Raw genomic sequence first — 14526 nt, 5'->3', positions numbered from 1 at the left:
GCGCGGGGCCGCTTTCGGTTTCATCATGGCCACGATCCTGCTGGATATGCTGGCCATGGCGATCGTCCTGCCGGTGTTGCCCGCGCTCATCACCGGACTTGTGGGCGGCCGGTCGGTGCTCAGCGCGCATGTCTTCGGCGCTTTTGGCGCGGCCTGGGCGGCGATGCAGTTCATCGCCTCGCCGATGCTGGGCGCGCTGTCCGACCGGTTCGGCCGGCGGCCGGTCATCCTGCTTTCCTGTCTCGGGCAGGCGGTGGATTTCACCGTGATGGCGCTGGCTCCCTCGGTGGGCTGGCTGCTCGCCGGGCGCATTCTCTCCGGCGCGTCCTCGGCCAATATCGCCGCCGCCAACGCCTATATCTCCGATGTCACGCCGCCGGAGCGCCGGGCGGCGGCGTTCGGTGTTTCTGGTGTTGCCGCGGCGATCGGCTTTGTGCTCGGACCAGCGCTCGGCGGATTGCTCGGTGCGGTTTCGCTGCGGCTGCCATTCTGGTTCGCCGCCGGACTTTCCCTTGCCAATTTCCTGTATGGCCTGGTCGCGCTGCCGGAATCGCTGGCGCCGCGCCGGCGCCGGCGGATCGGCTGGCGGGGCCTCAACCCGCTGGATGCGCTGAGCTTCTATCGTCGGCCGGGCGTGGCTGCCCCGGCGACGATCTACGCGCTCGGCACGCTTGCGCTGCAAGCGGTGCCGTCGGTCATGGTGCTCTACGTGCAGGAGCGGTTCGGCTGGCGCCCACTGCTGATCGGTGCCGCCCTCGCCGCCGCCGGGGTGGGGTTTGCCGTGGTCGGCGGTGTGATGGTCGGGCCAATGGTGCGCCGGCTCGGCGAGCCGCGGACGCTCATCCTCGGCCTGATCGGCGGCGCTGCCGGATTTGTGCTGTTCGGCCTCGCGCCCGATTCGCGAGTGTTCTGGATCGGCGTGCCGGTACTCTCGGCCTGGGGGCTGGCGATGCCGGCGGTGCAGGGGATCATGGCGCACCGGATCGGCGGGCGCGAGCAGGGCCGCTTGCAGGGGCTGCTCGCCAGCCTGAACGGGCTGACCGCGCTGGTCGGCCCGTTGCTGTTCACCACGATCTATGCGGCGACGCTGGGGCCTGACGGCACGGCGGACGTGCCGCAATCCGGCACCGCCCTCGTCGTCGCCGGTCTGCTGCTGCTCGCCTCGCTGATCCCGCTGCGCTGGGCGGTGCGGTATCAGGTCGGAAGACCGAACCCGTAGGCGTCCATCCGCAGGATGGCGTGTTCGGTCGAGTTGTGCAGCCGCCGCGCCGCGCCGCCATCGCCGGCGCCGATCGCGGCGAAGAGCGGCAGAAGATGTTCCTCGGTCGGGTGTTCGTCACGCGCATGCGGCGCGCGGGCGCGATAGTCGAGCAGGGCGCCGATGTCGTTGCCGGCAATGGCCTCGTCCATCCAGGCGCTGAATGCCGTCACGTCCTGCGTCTCCGGCGCGTCGACCGGCTGGCCGCGGAACCGCCGCAGATCATGGGTGAAACTGCCGGAACCAAGGATCAGCACATCCTCGCGCCGCAGCGGCGCGAGCGCCCGGCCGATGTCGAAAGCGTGGTGCGGGCCGAGCCGGGTCTGGACCGAGAGCTGGAGCACGGGAATATCGGCCGCCGGAAAGGCCAGTAGCAGCGGCACCCACGCGCCATGATCCAACCCGCGTTCCGGGTCGAGCCCGGCCGGGAAACCGGCCTCGCCGAGCAGGGCGGCGATGCGCTGTGCCAGCGCCGCATCGCCTGGCGCGGGATAGGCGAGCTGGTAGAGCGCGCGGGGGAAGCCGAAGAAATCATGGATGGTCTCGTTGCGGGCCACCGCATTGACCATCGGCGCGTCCGTCTCCCAATGCGCGGAGACAACGAGAATGGCGCGCGGCCGGGGCACTATGCCGGAGAGCCCGGCGAGGAAGTTCCTCGCCGGGGTTTCGGTCAGCGCCAGCATCGGCGAGCCGTGGCTGACGAAGAGAACGGGTTGCATCACGCGCTCCTCCGGCCGAACGGGGTCGGGACGAGGGCATAGGGACCATCGCCGATCAGGGCGAGCGCCACGAGGGCGATTGCCCAGAACGCGGGATATTCCCATCCGCCGCCCTTCGCCGTGAAATAGAAGCCGTTATGGATATGCACCAGCGCGATGGCGCCGATCAGGTCGGGCACGATCAGCAGCGCGGCGAGGCGGGCCCAGATCCCCAGCACCAGCGCAATGCCGGCCGCCAGTTCCCAGAGCATGACGAACAGGCCGAACCAGCCCGGCAGGCCGAGGCTGGCGAAGAAATGTTCCGTCCCGGCAGGGGTGAAGATGGCGTATTTCAGCCAGTCATGGGCGAAGAACAGGAAGCCCAGGGTCAGGCGGAGCAGCAGCGCGCCGTAGCCGGCGGTTCGGGTGTCGATTGTCGGGTCCATGTGCGTAATCTCCTTCGCCGCACAGATAACCATGCGATAATAGTTGGGTAATATCAAAATTTTTGGTTATCATCATGCGAATTCGCATAGGACCGAAGATGGATTGGGACGATTTGCGCAGTTTTCTTGCCATTGCCCGCGAGGGCACGCTGTCGGCGGCGGCGCGGCGGCTCGGCGTGCGGCAATCGACGATGGGGCGGCGGCTCGCCGCACTGGAGACGCGGGCCGGGGTTCGGCTGCTGGAGCGCACGCCGCGGGGCTTCCGGCTGACCGCTGCCGGCGAGGCGGCGCGCACCGAGGTGGAGCGGATGGAGGCGGCGGCGCTGGCGGCCGAGCGCGCGGTCAGCGGCCGGGATGTGCGGCTGGAAGGCATGGTGCGGCTGACCACCGTCGCCGATTTCGCCTCCGCCGTGCTGATGCCCGCTCTCTGCGATCTTGCGTCCCGCTATCCGGGGATCGTGGTCGAGCTGATCGCGGACGACCGGACCTTTTCGCTGGCGGCGCGCGAGGCCGATCTTGCAATCCGCCTGGCGCGGCCGCGCGGGCAGTCGCTGCTCGGCCGGCGGATCGGCACGGTATCGTTCGGCCTCTATGCAAGCGAGGCCTATCTCGCCGCGCATCGTGCGCCCGCCCTGCCCGGGAGCGCAGGCGAGGGGCACCGGCTGATCCTGTCGCGCGACGAGACCGGCGCCTATCCCGAACTCGATGCCCTGGCGGCGATGGCGCCGAAAGCCGTCGTCGCCCTCAGGACCGACAGCCGGGTGAGCCAGCTCGCCGCCGTCCGCGCCGGGCTCGGGATCGCCGTGCTCGGGCATCACGTCGCGGCCGGCGCGGGGCTGACACGGCTTGATTCACCGCCTCTGCCGGAGCGGGAAATCTGGCTGGTGCAGCACGAGGATACGCGCGACGTGCCGCGGATCCGCGCCGTGGCCGATGCTGTGGCGGCCAGGATGCGCGCGGCGGCGCCAGTGTTTGCCGGGCGGGTTCAGGCGCCCGCCACCCCGGCACCGACGAGTGTTGCCGGATCGCAGAGCCGGTCGAACGTCGCGGGGTCGACCCCGCCATAGCCGGTCGCGGCCGCGCGCAGCGTCAGGCCGTGTTCCGCCGCGTGATGGGCGATGGCGGCGGCGCGGTCATAGCCGATCTCTGTGCTCAGTGCTGTCACCAGCATGAGCGAGCGGCCGAGCTGTTCATCGATCCGCGTGCGGTTCAGTTCGGTCCCCTCGACCGAAAACCGGCGGAAGGCGGTGCAGGATTCCGTCATGGTCCGGCAGGTGCGGAGCACGTTGTTGACGATCAGCGGCCGCATCGCGTTCAGCTCGAAATTGCCCTGGCTGCCGGCGAAGGCGACCGCCGCGTCCTCGCCGATCGTCTGGATGCAGACCATCACCAGCGCCTCGCACTGGGTCGGGTTCACCTTGCCCGGCATGATCGAGGAACCCGGCTCGTTCTCGGGGAGCACGAGCTCGCCGATCCCGCAGCGCGGGCCGGAGGCGAGCCAGCGCATGTCGTTGGCGATCTTCATCAGTGCCACGGCGAGGCCGCGCAGCGCGGCCATCGTCGCCACCATCGCATCGAGCGAGGCTTGCGCCGCGAACTTGTTCGGCGCGGTGACGAAGGGTTTTCCGGTGATCGCGGCGATGCGCGCGGCGATCGCCCGGCCGAAGCCGGCGGGGGCGGCGAGGCCGGTGCCGACCGCGGTGCCACCGGCGGCGAGTTCGAGCAACCCGCCGCGCGTTGCTTCCACCCGCGCCAGCGCATCGCGAAGCTGATGCGCGTAGCCCGACCATTCCTGCCCCACGGTGAGCGGCACCGCGTCCTGCAGATGGGTGCGGCCGGTCTTGGGAATGTCCATCCAGGCGGCGGCCCTGGCCTCGATGGCGCCGGCAAGCGCGTCGATCGCGGGAATGACATCTTCGTCCAGCGCCGCGAGGGTCGCGACATGCATCGCCGTGGGGAAGGTGTCGTTGGAGGATTGTGAACGGTTGACGTCGTCATTCGGGTGGATCGGCGCGTGCGCGCCGGGTTCGGCGCCGAGCATCTGGTTCGCCCGCGCGGCCAGCACCTCGTTGAGATTCATGTTGGACTGCGTGCCCGAGCCGGTCTGGTAGACATGCAGCGGGAAATGATCGTCCAGCGCGCCGTCCATGGCGTCCTCGGCGGCGCGGACGATCGCCGCCGCCTTCCAGCCGGGCAGCGCGCCAAGCTCGGCATTCGCCTGGGCCGCCGCCTTCTTGACCAGCGCATAGGCACGGTAGAGCGCGAGCGGCATCCGTTCGCCGATGGCGAAATGGCGCAGGCTGCGCTGGGTCTGGGCCCCCCAGTAGCGATCCGCCGGCACCTTGATCGCGCCCATCGAATCATGCTCGGTGCGGGTGCCGGTCGCATCGATGCCGACCGGCACGTCACGCAGTCTTTCTGGCCCGGTGCTCATCAAAATCACATGGCGTGCCGCTCCCGCCGGTTAAAGCGGGCAGGGGCGAGGCTGGTGGCGCTTATTCCTCCTCGATATCCTCGAGGCTGAACTGCTGGGCTTCCTCGTCATAGGAATAGATCTCGGCGTAGCGCCCCCAGGAGATCGCCGTGCGCAGGGTTTCCTCGGCGCGCTCGGGCGACATGTGATCCTCAAGCTCGTCGCGGAAGCGAACGGCGGAGGCGCGGTGGTTCCAGCGCTCGTCTATGACCTGGCGAATTTCGGCGACCAGTTTGACATTGGCCAGCGCCGCCGCGGCGAAGATCTGCTTGCGCTCCTCGGTGTCGGCATTGACGAAGTTGCGCCCCTGCTCGGTGAGGCGGATGTCGCCATCCTCAAGCTCGGCGAACCGCAGCAGTTGCAGGGTTTCGCCGAGCGGCAGCAATTCGTCGGCCTCGTATTGCAGCACCGAGGCGAGCGCCGGCAGGTCGGCCCGCCCGTCATAGGGCGGGGCGGCGAGGGTTTCCATCAGGCCGGACATCAGGTTGGTGCCGATCGGATGCAGTGGGGTGGCGAAGCCGGTCGCCGGGCGTGCGGCCTCGGCCTTCAGATCGGCCGGCGACTTGCGCCGCGTCATCACCGCGTAAATGTCGTCCACCATCTTGCGGAAGGCGGGGTCGAGCCGGTTGCGCGGATGCGGAAACGGAACCCGCAGCTCGTGCGCGACCCGCCCGGGATCGGACGAAAACACGAGGATACGGTCGCACATCAGCACCGCTTCCTCGATATTGTGGGTCACGATCAGGATCGACTTGACCGGCAGCTTGTGTTCGGACCAGAGGTCGATGAGGTCGGTGCGCAGGGTTTCGGCGGTCAGCACGTCGAGCGCCGAGAACGGCTCGTCCATCAGCAGCAGGTCGGGATGGGTCACCAGCGCGCGGGCAAGGCCGACGCGCTGGCGCATCCCGCCCGAGAGTTCCTTGGGATAGGCGCCGTCATACCCGCCGAGGCCGATCAGGTCGATCGCCTCCTCGGCGCGCTCCTCGCGCTCGCGCCGGGCCACGCCCTGCGCCTCCAGTCCGAGTTCAACGTTTTCCTGCACCGTGAGCCAGGGAAACAGGGCGAAACTCTGGAACACCATGGCCACGCCGCGCACCGGGCCGCTCACCGGCGCGCCCTTCCACGACACGTCGCCGCGGGTCGGGCGCAGCAGGCCGGCGATGATCCGCAGCAATGTTGACTTGCCCGAGCCGGAGCGTCCGAGCAGGCCGACGATCTCGCCCTCGCGCAGGGTCACGTTGACGTCGTCCAGCACGATGAGTTCGCTGTTGGCTTCCTTCGGATAGGATTGCCGGCAGTTGCGGACATCGAGCAGGATGCCGGGCGCGGTTTGCTGGTCCATCTCTCCTCCTTATCCGAAATTGGTCCGTCGGCTGGCATAGGCGTAGAGCGGCCGCCAGACCAGCCGGTTGAAGCCGAGCACGAACGCCGCCATCACCGCCACGCCGAGCACGATGCGGCTGGTATCGCCCGCAACCGTCGCCTGCGCGATATAGGCGCCGAGCCCGCGCGCGACCAGCGTGGTGTGGCCCCAGGACGCCACTTCCGCGACGATCGAGGCGTTCCATGCCGCACCCGTCGCGGTGAGCGCGCCGGTGACGAAATAGGGCAAAATGCCGGGAATGATCAGCCGGCGCCAGCGCAGCAGCCCGCGCAGGCGGAAATTCGCCGCCGCCTCCCGGAGATCGCCAGGCAGCGCGGCGGCGCCGGCAACGACGTTGAACAGGATGTACCACTGCGTGCCGAGGATCATCAGCGGCGTCAGCCAGATATCAGGGGCGAGGCGGAAATAGACCACGCCCGCGACCACGACCGGGAAGACCAGATTGGCTGGAAAGGCGGCGAGGAACTGTGCGGCCGGCTGAACCAGGCGCGTCGCCCACGGCCTGAACCCGACCCAGACGCCGACGGGCACCCAGACCAGGCACGAGATCGCCAGCGCCGCGATCACGCGGGCCAGCGTGTAGAAGGCGAGCACGATACAACGGGCAAGATCGCTCCAGTGCATCGTCCGCGCGCAGAACGCGACCACCTGCGCCGAGGCGATGCCGGCCGCGATGATCACGACGGCATAGAAGGCGGCGTCGCCGATCCGGCTGGCGGCGCGGTCTCGCCCGGCGGAGGCGAATGTCCGTTCCGCCCTGCCAAGGCGCAGGCGAACGACGTGGGCGAACTGGTCGCTCAGCCAGTCCCCCGCCGCGCGGAGAAGAAAGGTCCGGCGCAGCAGCCGCAGTACCCAGGGCTCGGCCTCGCCGGCGGAGGGCACGGTCTCGAACCGGAACTTGCCGGACCAGGCGACGAGCGGGCGGAACAGCAGCTGGTCGTAAAGCAGGATCACCACCAGCATGGCCAGCAGCGCATAGACGATCGCCGCGAAATCACGGTGTTGCAGCGCGACCGCGACATAGGAGCCGATCCCCGGCAGGGTGAAGGTGGTGTTGCCGACCGTGATCGCCTCCGAGGCGACGACGAAGAACCAGCCGCCTGACATCGACAGCATGGTGTTCCACACGAGGCCGGGCACGGCGAAGGGCACGTCGAGCCGCCAGAAACGTTGCCAGGGCGTCAGTCCGAAACTGCGGCAGGCCTCGATCAGGTCGGCCGGTTCGGTGGTGAGCGACTGATAGAAGCTGAACGCCATGTTCCAGGCCTGGCTGGTGAAGATGACGAAAACGACGGCCAGTTCGGCGCCGAGTTCCTGCCCCGGGAACAGGTGCAGGAAGAACAGCACGGTGAAGGAGATGAAGCCCAGAATGGGGATCGACTGGAGGATGTCGAGAATCGGGATGACGATGATCGCCGCGCGCCGGCTCTTCGCGGCCAGGGTTGCCACCGTGAAGGTGAAGCCGAGCGAGACCAGCAGGGCGGCGAACATCCGCAGCGTCGTGCGCAGCGCGTAGCCGGGCAGCCACGCCGGGTTCAGATGAATCTGGCCCGATTGCATCCGCGCGAGCGGCGTCAGCGTTCCCTGTGCCACATGCGCGACCCCGATCAGCAGGGCGAAGACCAGGGCGATCGCCGCCGCGTCCCACGCGTTGGGCAGCCGGCGGCCATGAACGAGGGCGGGCGGGACTGGTCGTGTCATGTGCCGATCCGCTTTGAAACGAGTGCCGATTGTCGAACTGAAGCCGGGCGCTGCACCCCGCTTGCCCTGCCTTAGCCCGGCTTTCCGTCGCTGTCACCCACCGCCGGCGCGCGGATGGTTCAATTCCGGTTCGAACTGGGCTATGCAGCAAAACCCGGGTGCGGAAGCCGCCCGGCGAGGCTGACTGGAAGGATCGCATGAAGCTCAAGGCGGATCGGGCAACGCTGCTGAAGGCGCTGGCCCATGTTCAGAACGTGGTCGAAAAACGCAACACGATTCCCATCCTGGCCAATGTGCTGCTGGCGGTGAGGGAAGGGCGGCTGACGGTCGCCGCGACCGATCTCGAAATCGCGCTGATCGAGGACGTCGCCGCGACGACCATGCGGGACGGATCGGTGACCGCGCCGGCCGCGACCCTCTATGAGATCGTGCGCCGTCAGCCGGACAATGCCGAGATCGAACTCGACCATCCGGGCGGTGACGCGCCGCTCGCGCTGCGCGCCGGGCGCTATGCGACCAAGCTCGTCGTGCTGCCGACCGATGAGTTTCCGAAGCTCGACGCCGGCAAGCTGACCCACCGTTTCGCGGTGCCGGCGCAGGCGCTGCGCGGGCTGATCGACCGCACCCGGTTCGCGATCTCGACCGAGGAAACCCGCTACTATCTCAACGGCATCTACCTGCACGCCGCCGAATCGGACGGTGTGCCGGTCCTGCGTGCCGTGGCGACGGACGGGCATCGTCTCGCCCGGGTCGAGGAGCCGCTGCCCGAGGGCGCGGCGGGGATGCCCGGCGTGATTGTCCCGCGCAAGACGGTGAATGAAATCCGCAAGCTGCTCGACGAGGCCTCCGGCGATGTCTCGATCGGGCTGTCGGAAACCCGCATCCAGTTCGAGCTGGACACGATGCGGATGACCAGCAAGCTGATCGATGGCACCTATCCCGACTATTCCAAGGTCATCCCGATCGGCAACGACAAGGTGCTGCGTGTCGAGACGGCGGAATTCTCGGCCGCGGTCGCGCGCGTCTCGGCCATCGCCTCCGAGCGCAACAAGCCGGTCAAACTGTCCGTGGGGCGCGACCTCCTGGTGCTTTCCGCCACCAGCCCCGACCAGGGCACGGCGACCGAGGAACTCGATGCCGCGCAGGTCGAATATCATTCGACACCGCTCGAGATCGGCTTTCAGGCCCGCTACCTCAACGATGTGACGGAGCAGATCAAGGGCAAGGTGGAGTTCTGCTTCGCCGACGGCGCCGCGCCGACCCTGGTGCGCGCCGCCGGCGACGAGAGCGCGATCTTCGTTCTCATGCCGATGCGGGTCTGACGCCGCGGTGTTGCGCCGGAGCTTCCGCGCGTGGCACCAAAGCCTCACTCCAGCATGGAGCCGGTCTCGCGCAGCCGGGCGTGCCAGCTCAGCGCCTGCTCTATCAGATGCGGCGTCTGCCCGCCCCGGCTGCGGGCTGCCTCGTTGAAATAATCGCGCAGCGCCTCGCGGTAGAGCGGATGCGCGCAGGTGTCGATGACAAGCGACGCCCGCTCGCGCGGGGCGAGGCCGCGCAGATCGGCCAGCCCCCGTTCGGTGACGATCACATCCACGTCGTGCTCGGTATGGTCGACATGCGAGACCATCGGCACGATGCTCGAAATCTTGCCGCCCTTGGCCAGCGACTTGGTGACGAACACGGAGAGATGGCCGTTCCGCGCGAAATCACCGGAGCCGCCGATACCGTTCATCATGTGCGTGCCGCCGACATGGGTGGAGTTGACGTTGCCGTAGATGTCCACCTCCAGCGCCGTGTTGATGCCGATGATACCGAGGCGGCGGACGATTTCAGGGTGATTGCTGATTTCCTGCGGGCGCAGCACCAGCCGGTCGCGATAGCGGCCGATATCGCCCAGAACCCGCTCGTAGAGCGGTTTCGACAGTGTCATCGACGAGCCGGAGGCGAAGACGAGGCGGCCGCTGTCGAGCAGGGCAATCGTGCTGTCCTGCAGCACCTCGGAATACATGGTGAGGTTGCCGAAGCGGCTTTCGGTGAAGCCGTGCAGCACCGCGTTGGCGATGCTGCCGATGCCGGCCTGCAACGGCATCAGCGAAGGTGAGAGCCGGGCCTCGCGCACCTCGTGGTCGAGGAACTCCAGCAGGTGCCCGGCGATCGCGGCGGTGTGGTCATCGGGCGGCTCGATGCGCGAGGGGCTGTCCGCCTTGCTGGTGATGACGATGCCGATGATCTTCTGCGGGTCGATCGGCACATAGGGCAGGCCGATCCGGTCGCTCGGCCGCATCACGCCGAGCGGCTCGCGATAGGGGCGGCGCGAGGGGAAGTAGATGTCGTGCAGGCCTTCGAGTTCCTGCGGCATCGTCATGTTGATCTCGACGATCACCTTCTCCGCCAGCACCGCGAAGCTCGCGGCGTTGCCGACCGAGGTGGTCGGCACGATGCCGCCTTTCTCGTTGATCGCCGTCGCCTCGACCACGGCGATATCGACCGGGCGAAGCTGGCGCGCACGCAGTTGCTCCACCGTTTCGGACAGGTGCTGGTCGATGAACATCACCTTGCCGTCGTTGATCCGCCGTCGCAGCGCCGGATCTGCCTGAAAGGGCATGCGGCGGGCGATCACGTTGGCTTCTGCCAGCGTCTTGTCGATATCGTTGCCGAGCGAGGCGCCGGTCATCAGCGTGATCCGCAGCGGATCGTGCCGGGCGCGCTCGGCGAGGGCCACCGGCACCTCCTTGGCGTCACCCGCCCGGGTGAAGCCGCTCATGCCGACCACCATTCCGTTCCTGATCGACAGCGCGGCCTCCTCGGCCGACATCACCTTGCCCCAGAGTGTTTCCTGCCTGATCCGGTCACGATACATCCCGCGTGAACTCCCTGTGTTGCCGGTATTTCCGGCGGCGCGGTGTGCCTGCGATTGCGAAACGTTTCCATGACGGAAATCAACCGGACCACGCGCTGCCACGGTTGTTGCGCATGGCTGGCGTGCGGATCGTCAAGGATGGCGGCCCCACAGGCCGCGCACCGGCTCCTGTCTGCCTGATAAGCTGCGCATCTTCACCCGATCAGACAACTCCCTCAGCCGGCACGTTGGGCTAGGATCGGCCGATCAGATCGTGTGGAGCCCGCCACGATGGCCAGCAGCGAGAATCTCCTGATCGTGATCGCCGATGGCGCGCAGGCCCGGTTCGTGCGGGTCCGCCCTCCCGGCAAGTTCGAGACCGAGCGGCGCTTCGAATCCGTGACCGCGCATCTGCGTTCGTCGGATCTGCGCAGCGATGGCCCCGGCGCCTCGTTTCATACCGGCGCAACGGCGCATCATGCGGTGCAGCCCCGGCATGATCCGCACCAGATGGAAAAGACCGATTTTGCCCGCACCGTCGCCTCTGAACTGAACGCCCTGCCGGAAGGCAGTTTCGGCGGGCTGATCCTGGTGGCGCCAGCCCGCCTTCTGACGACGCTGCGCGATGCGCTCGCTCCGCTGCCGGCGCGCAACCTGATCGGCACGCTGGCGCACGATCTGGTGAAAGTGCCCGACCCGGACCTCTGGCCGCATCTGGAGCCGGTGCTGCCGGCCGGCCTGCATCCCGCGCGGCGATGAGGCCGTGGGCTCAGAGATCGATCGCCGCCCCGTCGCGCAGCACGAGATTGGCGGCTTCGCTGAACCCTTCGCCCTCGTGCAATACGAGTCCCGGAAGCAGCACGGTCGGGCCGCGACCGCCGCGGATGGCCTGGAGGATGAACAGCTTCGCAGGCCGGCCCGGCCGCGGCCAGAGCGGCAGGATGCGCAGGGAGCCGCAGCCGGCGGCGCGGGTGGCCTCGAGTGCCGCGTCGATCGAGGCGGCGGGCAGGATCAGCGACAGGCTCCCCCGCGGGCGCAGCAGGCTTGCGAGAGATGCCGTCCAGGCCGCCAGCAGCCCGCCTGGCGCCTCATAGGCGAGTCGCCGGCCGGGATCGGGCGATGGCGTGTCGGCCGGGGCGCGCCAGGGCGGGTTGGCGAAAGCGTGGTCGAACGGCCCGGCGAGAGGCGGGCAGGTGATGTCGGCGGCAATGACGGCGAGTCCCTCCTGCCCGTTCGCGCGCAGGTTGGCGTGGGCGATGGCGGCCAGCGCAGGGTCACGCTCGATGCCGGCGCCGCATAGTCCCGCTACCCGGTGGGAAAGGCAGAGCAGCCCGGCGCCGGCGCCGGTTCCGGCCTCGATCACCCGCTGGCCGCGCCGCGCCGGCACAACGGCGGCGAGCAGCACGGGCTCGATTCCGCTGCGATGCCCGGTTGCCGGCTGGGCGTATCGGATGCGGCCGGCGAGCAAGGTGCCTTCGGTGCGGGTCATGTCTCGCCGGCTTCGAGCAGAATCCGGCGGGCTTGCGCCGCCTCGTCCGCGGCAACGGCGATCCGGCGCGGAAAGGCGCCGATATTGCCCTCGATCGCGGCGATGTTCTGATCGAGCAACACTGGCGCCAGCCCTGCATCGCGCAGCAGCGCCATCAGGAAATTCAGCCTGATCGTGTCGTTGGACGCTATGATCGTTTCCACGCCGCTCGTCTCCCGCGGGTTGGGGCGGATGACCCGCCGCCTTGACCCCTCAACCTTCCGGCCGATATGCTGTCCGTATCTCAATGGAAACACAAGGTTGACACCGGCTGTGGATGGACTGCTGACGTCGGGACAGGATGCCGGAAACGCGCGCATGCATTCGCATGACGACTCACTGAATCGGCTTGCCTCCGTCCTGCGGGACGATCTGGACGAGACGAACCGGACGATCGTCGCCCGCATGGCGAGCGATGTCCAATTGATCCCGCAACTCGCCGCGCATCTCGTGGCCGCGGGCGGCAAGCGGCTGCGGCCATTGCTCACCCTGGCGGCCGCGCGGCTCTGCGGCTATCGCGGCGAGCGCCATATCCGCCTCGCCGCCTGCGTCGAGTTCATCCACACCGCCACGCTGCTGCATGACGACGTGGTGGACGATAGCGAGCTGCGCCGCGGGCTGGCCAGCGCCAACGCCGTCTTCGGCAACAAGGCCTCGGTGCTGGTGGGCGATTTTCTGTTCGCCCGCGCCTTCGAGCTGATGGTCGAGGATGGCTCGCTGGAGGTGCTGCGGATTCTCTGCAACGCCTCGGCCACCATCGCCGAGGGCGAGGTGCTCCAGCTTTCGACCCAGAACGATCTCGGCACCGACATACCGCGCTATTTCAAGGTGATCGAAGGCAAGACGGCCGCGCTCTTCGCCGCCGCCTGCGAGGTTGGCGGTGTCGTCGCCGGATGCGACCGGGACATCTGCGCGGCACTTTCGGCCTATGGCGCGGCACTCGGCATGGCGTTCCAGCTTGTCGACGACGCGCTGGACTACGCGGCCGATCAGAACGAGCTGGGCAAGACCGTGGGTGACGATTTCCGCGAGGGCAAGCTGACCTATCCGGTTCTGGTCGCCCATGCCGGCGGCGACGACGCCGAGCGCGCGTTCTGGCGGCGGACCATCGAGACCGGCGAGCAGACCGAAACCGATCTCGCCACCGCGCTCGATCTCATCGCCAGGCACGATGCCATCGGGCAGACCCTTCGCGAAGCCGGCGCCTTCGCGCACAAGGCGAAGGCCGCGCTGGCCGCCCTGCCGGACGATCCGCTGCGCGCCCTCATGATGGAGGCGGCGGATTACGCCGTCTCCCGCCATCGCTGACCCTGCTGCCGGGAGAGACAACGCATGACCATGCCGCCCTTGCGCGGGCTCTGCGCCGAATGGGGCCGGATGAGCCGCACCGAGCGCGACCGCGCCTATGACAACACGTCAGCGGTGCCGGAAAGCCCGGCGCTGAACGAGGCGCGGATCGCCGCCTCGCGCGAATACCGCGCCCGCCACGCCACGGCGCTCGACCTGCGTTACGGCCCGCGCGAGCGCAATCTGTGGGACATCTACCCGGCGGAGACGCCCGGAGCGCCGTGCCTCGTGTTCATTCACGGGGGATACTGGCAGCGCAACCGGCGGGAGGATTTCGCCTGCCTCGCCGAGGGCGTGCGCGCGCATGGCTGGTCCTGCGCCCTGCCGGGCTACACGCTCGCGCCGGAGGTCACGCTCGCCGAAATCGTTGCCGAGATCCATCAGGCGCTGGACTGGCTGGCCGCACACGGCGCCGCCCAAGGTGTCACCGGACCGGTGGTGCTTTCGGGCTGGTCGGCCGGCGGGCATCTCGCGGCGATGGGGCTGAACCATCCGCGCGTGACGGCCGGCCTCGCCATTTCCGGCGTGTTCGAGCTTGGGCCGCTGCGCGATACCTATCTCGACGAGAAGCTCCACCTCACCGACGAGCAGGTGGCCGCGCTGTCGCCGCTGCGGCTGCCAGTGGTCGCGAAGCCGCTCGCCATCGCCTATGGAAGCCGGGAACTCGCGGCTTTGGTGAGCGATAGCCGCGACCTGCACGCGTTGCGCGCCGCGAGCCACGCGCCGGGGCCGCTGGTGCCGGTGGCGGGAGCCGATCATTTCACCATCCTGGACGCGCTGCGGCGCCCGGATGGCGAACTGACCCGCACGGCGCTCGGGTTGCTGCCGTAGATCGGTTTGCGATCCTTCCGG

At 68.5% G+C, this 14526-nt stretch carries 14 protein-coding genes; 6 read left to right on the top strand and 8 right to left on the bottom strand.

What is annotated here, in order from left to right; all coding sequences use genetic code 11:
- The first annotated feature begins 25 nt into the window (after window positions 1-25).
- Complete coding sequence (locus ACIDOCELLA78_RS000000101985; protein ID WP_201728163.1) at window positions 26-1219, top strand: MFS transporter; 1194 nt, start codon at window positions 26-28, stop codon at window positions 1217-1219.
- On the opposite strand, the gene ACIDOCELLA78_RS000000101980 is transcribed toward ACIDOCELLA78_RS000000101985, so the two are convergent.
- On the bottom strand, window positions 1195-1977 hold the full coding sequence (locus ACIDOCELLA78_RS000000101980) for a class III extradiol ring-cleavage dioxygenase (RefSeq protein ID WP_201728162.1): 783 nt from the start codon (window positions 1975-1977) through the stop codon (window positions 1195-1197). The genes ACIDOCELLA78_RS000000101985 and ACIDOCELLA78_RS000000101980 overlap by 25 nt on opposite strands.
- The gene (locus ACIDOCELLA78_RS000000101975) at window positions 1977-2402 is read right to left on the bottom strand and encodes a DoxX family protein (protein WP_201728161.1); all 426 of its coding nucleotides are present in this window, start codon (window positions 2400-2402) and stop codon (window positions 1977-1979) included. Before ACIDOCELLA78_RS000000101975 ends, ACIDOCELLA78_RS000000101980 begins: the two co-directional genes overlap by 1 nt.
- A gap of 98 nt (window positions 2403-2500) precedes the next feature.
- Here ACIDOCELLA78_RS000000101975 and ACIDOCELLA78_RS000000101970 point away from each other — a divergent pair, with 98 nt between their 5' ends.
- On the top strand, window positions 2501-3469 hold the full coding sequence (locus ACIDOCELLA78_RS000000101970) for a LysR family transcriptional regulator (RefSeq protein ID WP_201728160.1): 969 nt from the start codon (window positions 2501-2503) through the stop codon (window positions 3467-3469).
- Here the strand turns inward: ACIDOCELLA78_RS000000101970 and ACIDOCELLA78_RS000000101965 are convergent.
- The 3 genes from ACIDOCELLA78_RS000000101965 to ACIDOCELLA78_RS000000101955 all read right to left on the bottom strand — a co-directional run bounded on the left by ACIDOCELLA78_RS000000101965 (window position 3388) and on the right by ACIDOCELLA78_RS000000101955 (window position 7960).
- Window positions 3388-4836, bottom strand: coding sequence for a lyase family protein (locus ACIDOCELLA78_RS000000101965; protein ID WP_201728159.1), 1449 nt, complete (start codon window positions 4834-4836; stop codon window positions 3388-3390). The two genes, ACIDOCELLA78_RS000000101970 and ACIDOCELLA78_RS000000101965, sit on opposite strands and share 82 nt — an antisense overlap.
- Window positions 4837-4897: 61 nt before the next feature.
- The gene (locus ACIDOCELLA78_RS000000101960) at window positions 4898-6217 is read right to left on the bottom strand and encodes an AAA-associated domain-containing protein (protein ID WP_201728158.1); all 1320 of its coding nucleotides are present in this window, start codon (window positions 6215-6217) and stop codon (window positions 4898-4900) included.
- A gap of 9 nt (window positions 6218-6226) precedes the next feature.
- Window positions 6227-7960 carry an ABC transporter permease subunit gene (locus tag ACIDOCELLA78_RS000000101955; RefSeq protein ID WP_201728157.1) on the bottom strand — a complete coding sequence of 578 codons (1734 nt, stop codon included), beginning with the start codon at window positions 7958-7960 and terminating at the stop codon, window positions 6227-6229.
- 197 nt (window positions 7961-8157) lie between these two features.
- Between ACIDOCELLA78_RS000000101955 and dnaN the strand changes: the two genes are divergently transcribed.
- On the top strand, window positions 8158-9282 hold the full coding sequence (gene dnaN / locus ACIDOCELLA78_RS000000101950) for a DNA polymerase III subunit beta (protein WP_201728220.1): 1125 nt from the start codon (window positions 8158-8160) through the stop codon (window positions 9280-9282).
- 44 nt (window positions 9283-9326) lie between these two features.
- Here dnaN and ACIDOCELLA78_RS000000101945 read toward each other — a convergent pair whose 3' ends face one another.
- Window positions 9327-10820, bottom strand: a complete 1494-nt coding sequence (locus ACIDOCELLA78_RS000000101945; RefSeq protein WP_201728156.1) for an acetyl-CoA hydrolase/transferase family protein — start codon at window positions 10818-10820, stop codon at window positions 9327-9329.
- Between the two features lie 270 nt (window positions 10821-11090).
- Between ACIDOCELLA78_RS000000101945 and ACIDOCELLA78_RS000000101940 the strand changes: the two genes are divergently transcribed.
- Entirely contained in the window at window positions 11091-11558 is a 468-nt protein-coding gene (locus tag ACIDOCELLA78_RS000000101940; RefSeq protein ID WP_201728155.1) for a host attachment protein, read from the top strand.
- A gap of 10 nt (window positions 11559-11568) precedes the next feature.
- Here ACIDOCELLA78_RS000000101940 and ACIDOCELLA78_RS000000101935 read toward each other — a convergent pair whose 3' ends face one another.
- Both ACIDOCELLA78_RS000000101935 and ACIDOCELLA78_RS000000101930 read right to left on the bottom strand, forming a co-directional pair.
- Window positions 11569-12288, bottom strand: a complete 720-nt coding sequence (locus tag ACIDOCELLA78_RS000000101935) for a tRNA1(Val) (adenine(37)-N6)-methyltransferase (protein ID WP_201728154.1) — start codon at window positions 12286-12288, stop codon at window positions 11569-11571.
- The gene (locus ACIDOCELLA78_RS000000101930; protein WP_201728153.1) at window positions 12285-12491 is read right to left on the bottom strand and encodes a DUF2007 domain-containing protein; all 207 of its coding nucleotides are present in this window, start codon (window positions 12489-12491) and stop codon (window positions 12285-12287) included. The genes ACIDOCELLA78_RS000000101935 and ACIDOCELLA78_RS000000101930 overlap by 4 nt, the downstream gene beginning before the upstream one ends.
- A gap of 154 nt (window positions 12492-12645) precedes the next feature.
- Here ACIDOCELLA78_RS000000101930 and ACIDOCELLA78_RS000000101925 point away from each other — a divergent pair, with 154 nt between their 5' ends.
- Window positions 12646-13635, top strand: a complete 990-nt coding sequence (locus tag ACIDOCELLA78_RS000000101925) for a polyprenyl synthetase family protein (protein WP_201728152.1) — start codon at window positions 12646-12648, stop codon at window positions 13633-13635.
- A gap of 24 nt (window positions 13636-13659) precedes the next feature.
- The gene (locus tag ACIDOCELLA78_RS000000101920) at window positions 13660-14505 is read left to right on the top strand and encodes an alpha/beta hydrolase (RefSeq protein WP_201728151.1); all 846 of its coding nucleotides are present in this window, start codon (window positions 13660-13662) and stop codon (window positions 14503-14505) included.
- Window positions 14506-14526 lie beyond the last annotated feature (21 nt).

This window comes from Acidocella sp. C78, from assembly GCF_907164655.1.
The sequence above is the reverse complement of the archived record's forward strand: the minus strand, read 5'-3'. Positions and strand labels throughout refer to the sequence as shown.

Excerpts from the sequence above, each read along its gene's own strand:
- ACIDOCELLA78_RS000000101975 (WP_201728161.1), bottom strand. The coding sequence starts at position 2,402 with ATGGACCCGACAATCGACACCCGAACCGCCGGCTACGGCGCGCTGCTG.
- ACIDOCELLA78_RS000000101985 (WP_201728163.1), top strand. The coding sequence starts at position 26 with ATGGCCACGATCCTGCTGGATATGCTGGCCATGGCGATCGTCCTGCCG.
- ACIDOCELLA78_RS000000101970 (WP_201728160.1), top strand. The coding sequence starts at position 2,501 with ATGGATTGGGACGATTTGCGCAGTTTTCTTGCCATTGCCCGCGAGGGC.
- ACIDOCELLA78_RS000000101935 (WP_201728154.1), bottom strand. The coding sequence starts at position 12,288 with ATGACCCGCACCGAAGGCACCTTGCTCGCCGGCCGCATCCGATACGCC.
- ACIDOCELLA78_RS000000101945 (WP_201728156.1), bottom strand. The coding sequence starts at position 10,820 with ATGTATCGTGACCGGATCAGGCAGGAAACACTCTGGGGCAAGGTGATG.
- ACIDOCELLA78_RS000000101955 (WP_201728157.1), bottom strand. The coding sequence starts at position 7,960 with ATGACACGACCAGTCCCGCCCGCCCTCGTTCATGGCCGCCGGCTGCCC.
- ACIDOCELLA78_RS000000101920 (WP_201728151.1), top strand. The coding sequence starts at position 13,660 with ATGACCATGCCGCCCTTGCGCGGGCTCTGCGCCGAATGGGGCCGGATG.
- ACIDOCELLA78_RS000000101965 (WP_201728159.1), bottom strand. The coding sequence starts at position 4,836 with ATGAGCACCGGGCCAGAAAGACTGCGTGACGTGCCGGTCGGCATCGAT.
- ACIDOCELLA78_RS000000101940 (WP_201728155.1), top strand. The coding sequence starts at position 11,091 with ATGGCCAGCAGCGAGAATCTCCTGATCGTGATCGCCGATGGCGCGCAG.
- ACIDOCELLA78_RS000000101960 (WP_201728158.1), bottom strand. The coding sequence starts at position 6,217 with ATGGACCAGCAAACCGCGCCCGGCATCCTGCTCGATGTCCGCAACTGC.
- ACIDOCELLA78_RS000000101980 (WP_201728162.1), bottom strand. The coding sequence starts at position 1,977 with ATGCAACCCGTTCTCTTCGTCAGCCACGGCTCGCCGATGCTGGCGCTG.
- ACIDOCELLA78_RS000000101925 (WP_201728152.1), top strand. The coding sequence starts at position 12,646 with ATGCATTCGCATGACGACTCACTGAATCGGCTTGCCTCCGTCCTGCGG.
- dnaN (WP_201728220.1), top strand. The coding sequence starts at position 8,158 with ATGAAGCTCAAGGCGGATCGGGCAACGCTGCTGAAGGCGCTGGCCCAT.